This window comes from Zestomonas ipomoeae (assembly GCF_057128665.1).
The window spans coordinates 335,462-349,762 of record NZ_JBSKHQ010000002.1; the positions used below are offsets into that span (position 1 = coordinate 335,462).

10 protein-coding genes are annotated in these 14,301 nt (G+C 67.6%); 6 read left to right on the forward strand and 4 right to left on the reverse strand.

Annotated features, from left to right (window positions below; translation table 11 throughout):
- Nucleotides 1-33: 33 nt before the first annotated feature.
- The gene (locus ACWKV7_RS05195) at nucleotides 34-1,527 is read left to right on the forward strand and encodes a YifB family Mg chelatase-like AAA ATPase (RefSeq protein ID WP_483856585.1); all 1,494 of its coding nucleotides are present in this window, start codon (nucleotides 34-36) and stop codon (nucleotides 1,525-1,527) included.
- Here the strand turns inward: ACWKV7_RS05195 and ACWKV7_RS05200 are convergent.
- Both ACWKV7_RS05200 and ACWKV7_RS05205 read right to left on the reverse strand, forming a co-directional pair.
- Nucleotides 1,524-2,501, reverse strand: a complete 978-nt coding sequence (locus ACWKV7_RS05200; RefSeq protein WP_483856586.1) for an SMP-30/gluconolactonase/LRE family protein — start codon at nucleotides 2,499-2,501, stop codon at nucleotides 1,524-1,526. The genes ACWKV7_RS05195 and ACWKV7_RS05200 overlap by 4 nt on opposite strands.
- A gap of 67 nt (nucleotides 2,502-2,568) precedes the next feature.
- Nucleotides 2,569-3,009 carry a PACE efflux transporter gene (locus tag ACWKV7_RS05205; protein WP_483856587.1) on the reverse strand — a complete coding sequence of 147 codons (441 nt, stop codon included), beginning with the start codon at nucleotides 3,007-3,009 and terminating at the stop codon, nucleotides 2,569-2,571.
- 111 nt (nucleotides 3,010-3,120) lie between these two features.
- Here ACWKV7_RS05205 and ACWKV7_RS05210 point away from each other — a divergent pair, with 111 nt between their 5' ends.
- Nucleotides 3,121-4,035 (forward strand): LysR substrate-binding domain-containing protein, encoded by a 915-nt coding sequence (locus tag ACWKV7_RS05210; RefSeq protein ID WP_483856588.1) that lies wholly within the window; start codon nucleotides 3,121-3,123, stop codon nucleotides 4,033-4,035.
- A gap of 155 nt (nucleotides 4,036-4,190) precedes the next feature.
- Here the strand turns inward: ACWKV7_RS05210 and ACWKV7_RS05215 are convergent, their stop codons facing one another.
- Nucleotides 4,191-5,123: a LysR substrate-binding domain-containing protein gene (locus tag ACWKV7_RS05215; protein ID WP_483856589.1), complete on the reverse strand. Its 933-nt coding sequence runs from the start codon at nucleotides 5,121-5,123 to the stop codon at nucleotides 4,191-4,193.
- 137 nt (nucleotides 5,124-5,260) lie between these two features.
- On the opposite strand from ACWKV7_RS05215, the gene ACWKV7_RS05220 reads away from it, so the two are divergent.
- Complete coding sequence (locus tag ACWKV7_RS05220) at nucleotides 5,261-6,640, forward strand: NorM family multidrug efflux MATE transporter (protein WP_483856590.1); 1,380 nt, start codon at nucleotides 5,261-5,263, stop codon at nucleotides 6,638-6,640.
- A gap of 167 nt (nucleotides 6,641-6,807) precedes the next feature.
- Here ACWKV7_RS05220 and ACWKV7_RS05225 read toward each other — a convergent pair whose 3' ends face one another.
- Nucleotides 6,808-8,481: a putative bifunctional diguanylate cyclase/phosphodiesterase gene (locus ACWKV7_RS05225; protein WP_483856591.1), complete on the reverse strand. Its 1,674-nt coding sequence runs from the start codon at nucleotides 8,479-8,481 to the stop codon at nucleotides 6,808-6,810.
- A 387-nt stretch (nucleotides 8,482-8,868) separates the two neighbouring features.
- Between ACWKV7_RS05225 and rep the strand changes: the two genes are divergently transcribed.
- From rep to ACWKV7_RS05240, 3 genes are all read left to right on the forward strand, one after another.
- Nucleotides 8,869-10,881: a DNA helicase Rep gene (gene rep / locus ACWKV7_RS05230; RefSeq protein WP_483856592.1), complete on the forward strand. Its 2,013-nt coding sequence runs from the start codon at nucleotides 8,869-8,871 to the stop codon at nucleotides 10,879-10,881.
- A gap of 237 nt (nucleotides 10,882-11,118) precedes the next feature.
- The gene (locus ACWKV7_RS05235) at nucleotides 11,119-12,669 is read left to right on the forward strand and encodes an alpha-amylase family glycosyl hydrolase (RefSeq protein WP_483856593.1); all 1,551 of its coding nucleotides are present in this window, start codon (nucleotides 11,119-11,121) and stop codon (nucleotides 12,667-12,669) included.
- Nucleotides 12,666-14,294, forward strand: coding sequence for an alpha-amylase family protein (locus ACWKV7_RS05240; RefSeq protein ID WP_483856594.1), 1,629 nt, complete (start codon nucleotides 12,666-12,668; stop codon nucleotides 14,292-14,294). The genes ACWKV7_RS05235 and ACWKV7_RS05240 overlap by 4 nt, the downstream gene beginning before the upstream one ends.
- Nucleotides 14,295-14,301: the final 7 nt, after the last annotated feature.

Here is a 14,301-nt window from a genome sequence, read left to right on the forward strand (position 1 = left end):
CTCGCCGCGCGGCATGCCATCAAGGAGTGATGCATGTCCCTGGCCATTGTCCACAGCCGCGCCCAGGTCGGCGTCGAAGCCCCCGCCGTCACCGTCGAGGCCCATTTGGCCAACGGCCTGCCGTCCCTGGCGTTGGTCGGCCTGCCGGAAACCGCGGTCAAAGAAAGCAAGGACCGCGTACGCAGCGCCATCCTCACCTCCGGCTTCGATTTTCCGCCTCGCCGAATCACATTGAATTTGGCTCCCGCCGACCTGCCGAAGGACGGTGGTCGCTTCGACCTGGCCATCGCCCTGGGCATTCTTGCCGCCAGCGGCCAGTTGCCTGCCGAACGCCTGGCGGACGTCGAATGCCTGGGCGAGCTGGCGCTGTCCGGCGCCCTGCGCCCGGTGCAGGGCGTGCTGCCCGCCGCCCTGGCCGCCCGTGCCGCCGGGCGCACCCTGGTGGTGCCGAGCGCCAACGCCGAGGAAGCCTGCCTCGCCGCCGGGCTGACCGTGCTGGCCGCCGACCATCTGCTGCAACTGGCGGCCCACTTCAACGGCCAGACGCCGCTGGCGCCCTACCAGGCCCAGGGGCTGATCCGGCGCAGCCAGCCCTACCCCGACCTGGCCGACGTGCAGGGCCAGGCCGCCGCCAAGCGCGCCCTGCTGGTGGCCGCCGCCGGCTCGCACAACCTGCTGTTCAGCGGCCCGCCGGGGACCGGCAAGACCCTGCTGGCCAGCCGCCTGCCCGGCCTGTTGCCGCCGCTGGACGAGGAGGAGGCACTGCAGGTCGCTGCCATCCATTCGGTAGCCAGCCATTCGCCGCTGGATGCCTGGCCGCAACGCCCGTTTCGCCAGCCCCACCACAGTGCGTCCGGCCCGGCGTTGGTCGGCGGCGGCAGCCGCCCGCGGCCGGGCGAGATCACCCTGGCGCACCAGGGCGTGCTGTTTCTCGACGAGCTGCCGGAATTCGATCGCAAGGTTCTGGAGGTGCTTCGAGAGCCCCTGGAATCGGGCGAAATCGTGATCGCCCGCGCCCATGACAAGGTGCGTTTCCCCGCACGTTTCCAGCTCGTCGCGGCGATGAACCCCTGCCCCTGCGGTTACCTGGGCGACCCCAGCGGCCGCTGCCGTTGCACGCCAGAGCAGATCCAGCGCTACCGCGCCAAGCTGTCCGGGCCGCTGCTCGATCGCATCGACCTGCACGTCACCGTCGCCCGCGAGGCCACCGCACTGCATGTCGCCCCCGGCGGCGGCCCGGACAGCGCCAGCGCCGCCGCCCAGGTCAGTGCCGCGCGACAACGACAGCTCGCTCGCCAGGGCCGTGCCAATGCCTTCCTCGACCTGCCGGGCCTGCGCCAGCACTGCGCGCTGCACGGCGACGACCAGGCCTGGCTGGAAAAAGCCTGCGAACGTCTCGGGCTGTCCTTGCGTGCCGCCCATCGCATCCTGAAGGTGGCGCGCACCCTGGCCGACCTGCAGCAGTCCGAACGAATCGATCGGCAGCATCTGGGCGAAGCGCTGCAATACCGCACCAATCTGGGCTAGCTGCGCGCTGCGCCGACCGCCGCCAGGCGCGCCGCCCAGATCACCGTGTCCGCCAGCATGAACAAGGTGTCGTTGCCCGGCCCGCCGAAGCAGAAGTTCGCCACGCCCGGCGCGATGATCTCGCCGAGCAGGTCGCCGCTGGGGTCGAATACCTGCACGCCGCTGGCCGAGGAACTGTAGACCCGTCCGGCGGTGTCCAGTTTGATGCCGTCCGGAATGCCCGGACTCACCACGGCGAACAGCCGCTCGTTGGCCAGATGCCGACCGCCCCGTACATCGAACGCACGGATATGGTGCGGCCGCTCGACGAAGTAGCTGCCGGGCACCTGGATGGCGCCACTGTCGGTGATATAGAGCACCGACTCGTCCGGCGAAAAGGCCAGGCCGTTGGGCTTGTCGAAGCTGTCCGCTACCACGCTCAAGCCCCGCGAGCACGGATCGTAGCGATAGACGAAGTCGCCGAGCAGCGGCGCTTCCTTGAAGCCTTGCAGCGCACCGTAAGCGGGGTCGGTGAACCAAATGGTGCCGTCGCTCTTGACCACCACGTCGTTGGGCGAGTTGAAACGCAGGCCGCGCCATTGGTCGACGACGGTTTCCTGCGCCCCGCTGGCCCGGTGCAAGCGGCTGATGCGCGCAGGCGATGTCTTGCTGCCCTGCTCGCAGACCAGCAGGTAGCCTTCGCGGTCGAGGGTCATGCCGTTGGCCGCGTTGCTGGCGGCGCACACCGTGGTCGCGGCGTCGGGCGGCAACGGAAAATCGCCGCCGCGCAGGTCGATGCGCCTGATGTCTACCTGCAGGAAACCAGGCAGCGGCACGTTTCCGCTCTGTGGCAGCGTAGTGAAGTAGAGGGCGTCCTCCTCGGGCACATACACCGGCCCTTCATGGGCATCGGTTTCGATCACGGTGAAGAACTGTGGATCGGCGCCGAGCACGTCGCGGAACGCCTCGCTGTGGCTGATGAACGGGGAGCTCATGGGAATTCCTTTTCGCGGGGGATCCCACCAATCTAGGCCGCGTAGCGGATTTGGCCAGCCGAGGCGCTCACGGCAACTCGCATGAGAGCGGCTTCGCCGAGTCGGGAACTCCGAATAGCCGGTCGAACAGCCACTGGAACACGAAGGCATAGAGCAGGAAGAAGATGAACAGGCTCAGGTTGGTCGCCAGTGCCGCCAGCCAGGAAATGTCCAGCCAGAAGGCCACCAGCGGCAGCAGGATCAGCACCAAGCCCCCTTCGAACCCCAGCGCATGCACAATCCGCCGCGCCAGCGTGCGCGACCGGCGGGCCTGACGCGCTTCCCAGGCCTCGAACGCCGCGTTGTAGCCCATGTTCCAGAGCAGCGCGATCACCGAAATCAACACCGCCAGCGTGGTCGAGTAGGCCAGCCCCTGGTCATGGACCAGCGCGAGGGCCGGGGAGATGCACAACACTGCCAGCGCCTCGTACAGCAACGCCTGTATAACTTTCCTCACGGGCCCCTGCATATCCGCCTCCACGCCTTCGAACAGGCTGCCTACGCTAGGCAGGCGAGGGTGAGCAGGCAAATGAGCTATAGTCCGCCAGGCTGAATTCATTTCATCTCTGGATACCCAATCATGTTCGCCCGGCTGCCGCTGACCGCACTGCGCACGTTCGAATCCGCCGCCCGGCTTGGCAGCTTCAAGGCCGCCGCCATCGAGCTGGCGGTCACGCCAACGGCGATCTCCCACCAGATCAAGGCGCTGGAGAGCGGGCTCGGCGTGTTGCTGTTCGACCGTGCCGGCAAGGGTGTTCAGCTCACCCAGGCGGGCGAACAGCTCTTCGGTCGTCTGCACGACGCATTCATTGAAATCAACCGAAGCCTGGACCGGCTGCGCCCGTCCCTCGACGCCGACAGCCTTACCCTGACGACCACCCCGGCATTCGCCGCGCTGCGCCTGATTCCCCGGCTGGGCGAATTCCACCGCCGTCATCCCCGGGTGCACGTGCGCGTCGAGACCAGCAACGAGCTGGTGGACCTGACACGGAATGCCGGCATCGATCTGGCGCTGCGCTGCTGCTTCGGCGAACCGGGGGAGCTGTACCAGATGCCCTTGCTGGATGAGCAGTTCGGCGTCTACGGCGCCGCGTCCTGCCTGCGGCGAGCGGAGCAAGGCCGTCTCGAGCTGATCAAGGTGCATTGGACCTCGCCACCGATGGCCGCCATCGACTGGCCGGCCTGGTGCGCTGCCGCCCGGGCCGAGAGCTGGCTCGACGGCGCCAGCCTGCGGGAGTTCGACGACGAGCACTATGCGCTGCAAGCCGCCATCGCCGGGCAGGGCCTGGTACTGGCCAGCACCGTGCTGGTGGCCGAGGCGGTCGAACATGGCCTGCTGCTGCCCTACCGGCCGGAAATCAAGCTACCCGGTGGCCGCTACCTGGCGGCGTGCGTGCCCGGCCGCGAACGCCATGCGCCGGTCAGGGCATTCCTCGACTGGCTCGCCGACGCCCTGCCCGCCTCCGACACAAGCGACCGGCAGGCCGTTGAATAGCGTCGGCGAGGCACGCAAGACAAGGCCTAGACGGCCCCGCAAGACTGGCGCGGAAGCGGCAGGGGTCGCACCCGACTTACGCGCTGTAGATGAGCCTTCCGACCGGGCTGGCGATCCAGCCTGTTTTTTGACGCAGGTAGTTTTTCAACCGCCTGCTAGGCCTCTCGGCTGTCCAGCAACTGCACCTGCGGCAAACGCATTGCCGTGATTTCCGCCAGCAGAAAGTCGCGCAGGCGCTGCAGGCGCTCCTGGCCGCTGCGGGCCCTCGGCCAGACCAGGTAGTAGCTGTCGCCGCTGGCCACCGCGTTGGGCCAGGGCAAGCCGAGGCGGCCGGCTTCGACGTCTTCGGCGACCATCACCAGGTCGCCGATGGAAATGCCGTAGCCGCGCGAGGCGGCGACCATGCCCAGTTCCAGGGTGTCGAACACCTGGCCGCCCTTGAGCGATACCGTGCCGTCCAGACCCATGCGGTTCAGCCACTGGCGCCAGTCACGGCGGTCGGGGGTCGGGTGCAACAGGTCGGCGGCGGCCAGGCGCTCGGCGGTCCAGGGGCCGGAAGCAGCCAGCCCGGGTTCGCAGACCGGGATCAGCCACTCGCGAAACAGCAGCGTGCACTCCCACTCCGGATTGCTCGCACCTTCGCCAAGCAGCAAGACGGCGCAGTCGAAGGGCTCGTTGAGGAAATCGACCTTGTCCACGTCCATCCAGGCGCTGGTCAGCTGCACCTCGCTGTCGCTGTGCAGGTGGCGGTAGCGGCTGAGGCGCGCCAGCAACCAGCGCATGGTCAGGGTCGAGGGGGCCTTCAGGCGCAGGATGCTGTCGTCCACCCGCAGGCTGGCGCAGGCCCGCTCCAGCGCATCGAAGCCGTCGCGCAGGCCGGGCAGCAGCAGCCGCGCCGGCTCGGTGAGCTGCAGGTTGCGGCCCTGGCGCTGGAACAGCCGGCAGCCGAAGTGTTCCTCCAGGGTGCGGACATGCCGGCTCACCGCACTCTGGGTGATCGCCAGTTCATCCGCCGCGCGGGTGAAGGAGGCGTGCCGGGCAGCGGCTTCGAAGGCGCGCAAGGCATACAGGGGAGGAAGTCGGCGCACGGCGATTACCTATGAGTTTTAATCATGCCTTCCATCGCTTTTATCCTTTTGTGCAGCGACGGTTAACACCCGGAGAATTGGCGCCATTCTCAGCCTGCGCGTCGTGCGCCGGCAAGACCTCTCGCTGAGCCAGACTCATGACTGCACGCAACGAACTGAAAGCCATCCTGCATCTGGCCGGGCCGCTGATCGCGGCGCAGTTGGCCCATGTGCTGATGGTGTTCACCGACACCTTGATGATGGGCCAGCTCGGCCCGGCGGCACTGGCCGGCGGCGGCCTTGGCGCGGCCAGCTATTCGTTCGTGTCGATCTTCTGCGTCGGGGTAATGGCGGCGGTGGGCAACCTGGTGGCGATCCGGCACGGCGCCGAGGATGTCGCCGGTGCGGCGCGCATGACCCAGGCCGGATTGTGGATCGGTTGGGTGCTGGCGGTGGCCGCCGGCGCGCTGCTGCTGGGGCTGCACCGGCCGTTGCTGGCGTTCGGCCAGGCCCCGGAGAGCGTCGCCGGGGCGATGAGTTTTCTCTCTACCCTGGTATTTGCCCTGCCCGGTTATCTCAGCTTCATGGCGCTGCGCGGCTTCACCAGCGCCATCGGCCGGGTCGGCCCGGTAATGGCCATCAGCATCGGCGGCGCGCTGGCCAACTTCCTGCTCAACTACGCGCTGATCCATGGCTGGTTCGGCCTGCCGCGCCTGGGTCTGGCCGGTATCGGCCTGGTCACGGCGCTGGTGATGAACAGCATGGCGCTGCTGCTGGCACTGCATATCGGCCGGCACCCGGCCTATCGCGCCTACGCCTTGCTCACCGGCCTGCTGCGGCCGTCGCGGGAAGCGCTGGGCGACATGCTGCGCCTGGGCCTGCCGATCGGCGGCACCTATGCGGTGGAATCCGGCCTGTTCGCGTTCTCCGCGCTGTGCATGGGCGCGCTGGGCAGTGCGCAACTTGCCGCGCACCAGATCGCCATTCAGTCGGTGTATGTGGCCTTCATGGTGCCGGTGGGGCTGTCCTATGCGGTGACCCTGCGCATCGGCCAGCACTTCGGCGCCGGCAGGCTGGAAGAGGCGCGGCGCGCCGGACGCCTGGGCATCGGCTTCGGCGCCACCTGCATGCTCGGCTTCGCGGCACTGTTCTGGCAGGCACCGGAGTGGGTGGTGGGGTTGTTCCTCGACCGCTTCGACCCGGCCTATCGCGAGGTCGTCGAGCTGGCGGTATCGCTGCTGGCGGTGGCGGCCTGGTTCGAGCTGTTCGATGGCACCCAGACCATCGCCATGGGCGCGATCCGCGGGCTGAAGGACGGCAAGACCACCTTATGGGTCGGCCTGGTCTGCTACTGGCTGATCGGCGTGCCGGCGGCCTGGCTGCTGGCCTTCCCGCTGGGCTGGGGCGCCGACGGCGTCTGGTGGGGGCTGGCGCTGGGCCTGGCCTGCGCGGCAACCGGCCTGACCCTGGGCTTCGAATGGAAGACCGCGCGCCTGCTGCGGCCAGCGGCTCCGGTTGCAGGGATGTGCGCGACGTAGCGAGCGGGGGCGTTGGGCGTCGTCGCTGCGCTCCCCAGGCTACGCGCCCCGCCGCAACCTGCAGCCCAACCCAAATGGCGGGAGTCGGCTGCAGGTTGGCGTTGAGCGAAGCGAAGCCCAACATTTCGCTGTTCCGGCCAGACGCGCGCAGCCAACCTGGCATGCGGTCAGCTCGGTTGTTGCCCCGCCAGCGGCTGGCGCCCGCCGAAGATCAGGAAGCGCGCCAGTTCGGCCAGCGGCAGCGGCTTGCTGATCAGGAACCCCTGTACCTGGTCGCAACCGAACTGCCGCAGCAAGCTGAGCTGCTCGGCCTCCTCCACACCCTCGGCCACCACCTCCAGGTTGAGGTTGTGCGCCAGGTTGATCATCGCCCGAACCAGTTGCTGATTTTCCGGCCGCTGGCTCATGCCGCCGACGAAGCTCTTGTCGATCTTCAGCAGAGTGATCGGCAGGCTGTTGAGGTGCACGAAGGAGGAGAAGCCGGTGCCGAAATCGTCGAGAGAGAAGCGCACCCCGAGCCGGCCGAGCGCCAGCATGGTCTGCTGGACCTGATCGCTACGGCGCATCACGGCGGTTTCGGTGAGTTCGAACTCCAGCCATTCGGCATCCACGCCGCGTTCGAGGATCAGCCGGTTGAGCGTCGGCAGCAACTGGCTGTCCTGGAACTGGCGGAACGACAGGTTCACCGCCATGTGCAGCGCCGGCAGGCCGCGTCCGCGCAGCCACTGCATATCGCGCAAGGCGCGGGAGATGACCCAGTAGCCGAGCGGCACGATCAGCCCGCTTTCCTCGGCCAGGGGCACGAACTCATTGGGCGTGAGCAGGCCGCGTTCGGCATGCTGCCAGCGCACCAGCGCTTCCAGCCCGAGAATGCGCCCGCTGCTCAGGCACAGCCGCGGCTGGTAGTGCAACTCCAGTTCGTCGCGGCGCAGGGCGCGGCGCAGCTCGCTTTCCAGGTCGGCGAGGCTGCGGGCGTTGCGGTTGATGCGTTCGTCGAAGACATGGAAGGTGCAGCCCTGGGCGCTCTTGGCCTGCTGCATGGCGATGTGCGCATGCCACATCAGCGGGTCGGCGTCGCTGTCGGAACGGGCGTAGGCCAGGCCCAGGCTGCAGCCGAGCAGCAGGCTCTCGCCGTCGACCCAGTATGGCTCGCCGAGGGCTTCGGTAATGCGCTCGGCCAGGCGCTCGACGCGTGCCGGGTCGCGGCGGATATCCAGCAGCAGGGCGAATTCGTCGCTGCCCAGGCGTGCCAGCATGTCGCCGGCCTCCAGCTGACCCTTGAGGCGCGCCACCACCTGCAGGATCAGGCGGTCGCCGGCCTGATGACCGAGGGCGTCGTTGACGTGGCGGAAATTGTCCAGATCGAGATGGCCGAGGGCCAGACCGTGGCCGCCGAACTCGGCCAGGCGCGCGGCGAGCAGGGTGTGAAAGCCCTGACGGTTGGCGATCCCGGTCAGCGGGTCTTGCTCGGCCAGGCGCTGCAGGGTGTCTTGCAGGGTGCCGCGTTCGCGCTGGTAGCGCAGGCAACGACGCAGCACATCGAGGGACAGCTGGTCGCGTACCAGCCAGTCGCTGACCCCCACCGGGGGCTGTTCCGGCTCCTGTTCGAGCAGCAGCACGATGGGCAGTGGGCACTTGCCCGGCGCCGGCAGGCAGGCAGGCGTGCACAGCAGCAGGCCATGGCCATCGTCATCGAACAATGCGCTGGCGGCCTCCCAGGAGGGGGCGGTGATCAGCGGGAAACCATCGCCGAGCAGGGTCAATCGCGCGCGCAGCAACTCAGCCCACTCCGGTGCTTCGGCCAATAGGACCAGACGCAAGGATTCGGCAAGCGCTGACAAACGACCTCCCGGTCAGGTTGGATGCTGAGGGTGCACGTTACAGGCAAAAGCGTCGGCCGTCATGCCCGGGCGCATCCGTGCGCGGGCGGCCACTTGCCGCACGTTGTGCGCTGGAACTGACGAGTTGCTGGCGAAATCCCGACCAACTTAGTCCAGGCACGGGCACGCTCGCCAGCGGCTTTGCCGAAACCTGTGAGCGATGTCATATCAAGCTGTGCACGATGCCTGGGCACGACCTGATAGAGCGCTTCAGGTTAGCGAGCTATCCACTTAATTTATAGTGGAATTTTGTTAAGACGACGTTCGCCATCCGGCAGCCGGGCGCAACCGCAGGGCGCAAGCCTGCTAGAATCGGCGGCCTTTTCAGCCCACCCGCGAATTCTCTCCATGTCCCGACTCAATCCTCGGCAACAGGAAGCCGTGAACTACGTCGGCGGCCCCCTGTTGGTGCTCGCCGGCGCGGGCTCCGGCAAGACCAGCGTGATCACCCGCAAGATCGCCCATCTGGTGCAGAACTGCGGCATCCGCGCCCAGCACATCGTCGCCATGACCTTCACCAACAAGGCCGCGCGCGAGATGAAGGAACGCGTCGGCACCCTGCTCAAGGGCGCCGAAGCCCGTGGCCTGACGGTGTCGACCTTCCACAACCTGGGCATGAACATCATCCGCAAGGAGTACGCCCGCCTGGGCTACAAGCCCGGCTTCTCGATCTTCGACGACGGTGACATCAAGGCGCTGCTGTCGGACATCATGCAGAAGGAGTACGCCGGCGACGACGGCATCGACGAGATCAAGAACTACATCGGCGCGTGGAAGAACGACCTGATCCTGCCCGAGCAGGCCCTGGCCGCGGCGCGCAATCCCAAGGAGCAGACCGCCGCCATCGTCTACCTGCACTACCAGCGCACCCTCAAGGCGTACAACGCGGTGGACTTCGACGACCTGATCCTGCTGCCGGTGAAGCTGTTCCAGGAGCATGCCGATATCCTGGAAAAATGGCAGAACCGCATCCGCTACCTGTTGGTGGACGAATACCAGGACACCAACGCCAGCCAGTACCTGCTGGTCAAGCTGCTGGTGGGCATGCGCAACCAGTTCACCGTGGTCGGCGACGACGACCAGTCGATCTATGCCTGGCGCGGCGCGCGGCCGGAAAACCTGATGCTGCTGAAGGAGGATTACCCCTCGCTGAAGGTGGTGATGCTGGAGCAGAACTACCGCTCCACCAGCCGCATCCTCAAGTGCGCCAACGTGCTGATCGCCAACAACCCCCACGTGTTCGAGAAGCAGCTGTGGTCGGACATGGGCCACGGCGACGAGATCCGCGTCATCCGCACCCGCAACGAGGATGCCGAGTGCGAACGGGTGGCCCTGGAGATCCTCACCGAGCACCTGCGCACCGGCCGCCCCTACAGCGAGTTCGCCATCCTCTACCGCGGCAACTACCAGGCCAAGCTGATGGAGCTGAAGCTGCAGCACCACCAGATCCCTTATCGCTTGTCCGGCGGCACCAGCTTCTTCGCCCGCCAGGAGGTGAAGGACCTGATGAGTTACTTCCGCCTGCTGGTCAACCCTGACGACGACAACGCCTACCTGCGGGTGATCAACGTGCCGCGCCGGGAGATCGGCTCCACGACCCTGGAGAAGCTCGGCAACTACGCCAGCGAGCGGGGCATCAGCATGTACGCGGCCAGCGACGAGATCGGCCTGGCCGAGCACCTGGACGCACGCTTCACCGAGCGCCTGTCGCGCTTCAAGCGCTACATGGACAACCTGCGCCAGCAGTGCGCGCAGAACGACCCGATCGCCGCCATTCGCAGCATGGTGATGGATATCGACTATGAGCAGTGGCTGCGCCAGAACGCATCCAGCGACAAGGTCGCCGAGGCGCGCATGGGCAACGTCTGGTTCCTCGTCGACGCGCTGAAGAACACCCTGGAGAAAGACGAAGACGGCGGCATGACCATCGAGGACGCCATCGGCAAGCTGGTGCTGCGCGACATGCTCGAACGCCAGCAGGAAGAGGAAGAAGGCGCCGAGGGCGTGCAGATGATGACCATGCACGCCTCCAAGGGCCTGGAATTCCCCTCGGTGTACATCATCGGCTTCGAGGAGGAAATCCTGCCCCATCGCTCCAGCATCGAGGCCGACACCATCGAGGAAGAGCGGCGCCTGGCCTACGTCGGCATCACCCGCGCCAAGCGCAACCTGGCGTTGACCTACGCCGCCAAGCGCAAGCAGTACGGCGAGATCGTCGACTGCACGCCGAGCCGTTTCCTCGACGAGCTGCCCCAGGAGGATCTGGTCTGGGAAGGCCTGGAAGACGCTCCGGTGGAGCAGAAGGCCGCACGCGGCAACGACGCCCTGGCGGCCATGCGGGCGATGCTCAACAAGGCCTGAGGCCAATGACACAGTGAGCGTGGCCCGGCCCGGTACTTCAGTGGCTTGAACAAGCCCAGCCCGTTGGGCTTCGTCGCTACGCTCCTCAACCGCAACCGACGGGGGCGGATGGGTCTGGGCGGCCAGTGCGAAGCACGGATGGGTTGTCCCGGGCCGATGGCTTGGTTCGGACGAACCTGTTTGCGCTGTGCCAGTCGTACCTCTTAGCGACCATTGTTCTGGCAGCGAGGAGGCCGCATGAGCCCAGCGCGCAATCCGCAACAATCGCCCTGGTGGCAGGGCGCGGTGATCTACCAGATCTACCCGCGCTCGTTCGCCGACAGCAACGGCGACGGCATCGGCGATCTCGCCGGCATCGAGCGCCACCTCGATCACCTGCAGCGGCTCGGCGTCGACGCCATCTGGATCTCGCCGATCTTCCGCTCGCCGATGGCCGACGCCGGCTACGACATCAGCGACTACTGCGACATCGACCCGCTGTTCGGCTCGCTGGAGAACGCCGACCGCCTGATTGCCGCGGCGCACCAGCGCAATATCCGCGTGCTGCTGGACTTCGTGCCCAACCACACTTCCGACCGCCACCCGTGGTTCCAGGCGTCGCGCTCCTCGCGGGAAAACCCCAAGCGCGACTGGTACATCTGGCGCGACCAGCCGAACAACTGGCGTGCCGCACTAAACGCCGGCAGCGCCTGGACCTGGGACGAACACAGCGAGCAGTACTACCTGCACCTGTTCCTGCCGCAGCAGCCCGACCTCAACTGGCACAACCCCGAGGTGGTCGCGGCCATGCACGACGTGCTGCGTTTCTGGCTCGACCGCGGCGTCGATGGCTTTCGCATCGACGTCGCGCACTGCACCGGCAAGGACCTGAGCTTCGCCGACAACCCGCGCTGCCTGGCCGGCGAGCCGCTGGCCGATTTCAACGACCAGCCCTACAGCCACGAAGTGCTGCGCGGCCTGCGCACGGTGGTCGACGAATACCCCGGCGAGCGGGTGCTGGTCGGCGAGGTGAACATCCGCTCGACCGAACGGGTGATCGAGTACTACGGCGCCGGCGATGAGCTGCACCTGGTGTTCAACTTCTCGCCGCTGGACGCGCCCTGGGACCCGGTGACCTTCCGTACCTGCGTGCGCGGCGTCGAGCGCCTGATCGCGCCCCTCGAAGCCTGGCCGACCTGGGTGCTGTCGAACCACGACAACCGCCGCCAGCGCACCCGCTACGGCGGTTCGCTGGCCCGCGTCCGGGCGGCGGCGGTACTGCTGCTGACCTTGCGCGGCACGCCGTTCATCTACCAGGGCGACGAACTCGGCCTGGAGGACGCGGTGATCCCGCCCGAGCGCCAGGTCGACCCGGGGGGCCGCGACGGCTGTCGCGCGCCTATGCCGTGGAGCGCCGAGCCACCCCACGGCTGGCCGGGCGCGGCGACCTGGCTGCCGTTCCCACCGCAGGCCAGCGAGCTGGCCGCCGACAGGCTGTGGCAGGACGACGGCTCGATCCTGCACCTCTACCGGCGCCTGCTGCAGCAACGCAAGGCCAGCCCGGCTCTGCGCGTCGGCGACTGGCAGGAGTTGCCGTCCGACCCGCAGGCACTGGTCTATCGACGGCGCCAAGGCAACGACCAGCGCATCGTCTGCATCAACTTCGCCGAACACCCACTGGCCTGTCCGCTGGAGGGCGCCTGGCAGGTCGACCTGGCCAGCGACGGCCACGGCGAAGGTGGCAACTTCGACGGTCGGCTCGCGGCACAGCAGGCCGTCATCCTCAGTCCGGCGAGCGCGCCGCGATGAAACCGCTGTGGTACCGCAACGCGGTGATCTACCAGATCGATCCGTCGCAGTTCCTCGACAGCAACGGCGACGGCACCGGCGACCTGCTCGGCATCGCCGACCGCCTCGACTACGTGCGCGGCCTCGGCGCCACCGCCATCTGGCTGATGCCGTTCTATCGCTCGCCGTTCCGCGATGCCGGCTACGACGTCAGCGACCACCTGGCGGTAGACCCGCGCTTCGGCAACCTCGCGGACATGGTCGCCCTGCTGGAAAAGGCCGAGGAACTGGGCCTGCACGTGGTCATCGAACTGGTGGTGCAGCACACCTCGGTCGACCACCCCTGGTTCCGGGAAGCCCGCCGCGACCGCCATTCGCCCTACCGCGGCTATTACCTGTGGGCCGACGAGCCGCCCAGCGACGATAGCCTGCAGCCGATCTTCCCGACCGTCGAAGACAGCATCTGGACCTGGGACGAAGAGGCCGGCCAGTACTACCGGCACTTGTTCTACCGGCACGAGCCCGACCTGAACCTGGCCAACCCACGGGTGATCCGCGAAGTCGAGCGCATCATGGCGTTCTGGCTGCGCCTGGGCGTGTCCGGCTTTCGCGTCGATGCCGCCGCCCACCTCATCCGCCAGGCCGGCGGCGGCAGCACCCAGGACGGTCTCTGGCTGCTGGAGCACATGCGCGACTACGCCACCCTGCGCCGGCCGGAGGCCATTCTGCTGGGCGAGATCGACGTGCCGCCGGAGCAGTACGCCGACTTTCTCGGCGACGGACGCCGGGTCACCCTGCTGCTGGATTTCTGGATCAACAACTACCTGTTCCTGGCCCTGGCGCGCAGCCAGGCAGCGCCGCTGGTCGAGGCACTGCAGACCCAGCCGGTGCCGCCGCCCCGGGCGCAGTACGCCATCTGGCTGCGCAACCACGACGAACTGGACCTGGAGCGACTGAGCGCGGAGCAGCGCGAGGAAGTCATGCAGGCCTTCGCCCCGGAGCCGCGCATGCGTGCCTATGGCCGGGGCATCCGCCGGCGCCTGGCGCCGATGCTCGGCGGCGACAACCGTCGGCTGGCCATGGCCCATGCGCTGCTGTTCTCCCTGCCGGGCACGCCGATCCTGCGCTACGGCGAAGAAATCGGCATGGGCGACGATCTGGAGCGCCCCGAGCGGCTGGCGGTGCGCACGCCGATGCAGTGGTCCAACGAGCCCAACGCCGGCTTCTCCACCGCTGAGGCCGGCCAGTTGGTGGCGCCGCTGATCGACGCCGGCGAGTTCGGCTATCCGCGGCGCAACGTCTATGCCCAGACCCTGAAGGAAAGCTCGCTGCTGGCGAAGATGGGCACCCTGGTGCGCACCCGCATCGGCCTGCGGGAAATCAGCGGCGGCCGCTGCCGCGCGGTACAGGTGGACGGCCCGGCGGTGTTCGCCGTGCGTCACGACCAGGGCGACTCCACCGTGCTGATGCTCGCCAACCTGTCGGCGGACGAAGTGAGGGTCCAGGTGCATGATCGCGACCTTCAGGACTTCGTCGACATCCTGGCTGACTGCGACTATGAGCAACCGCAGGGCCACCCGCTGCACCTGCGCCTGACGGGCTATGGCTACCGCTGGCTGCGCCGCAAACAGCAATTGTTCGGCTGAGGCGGGC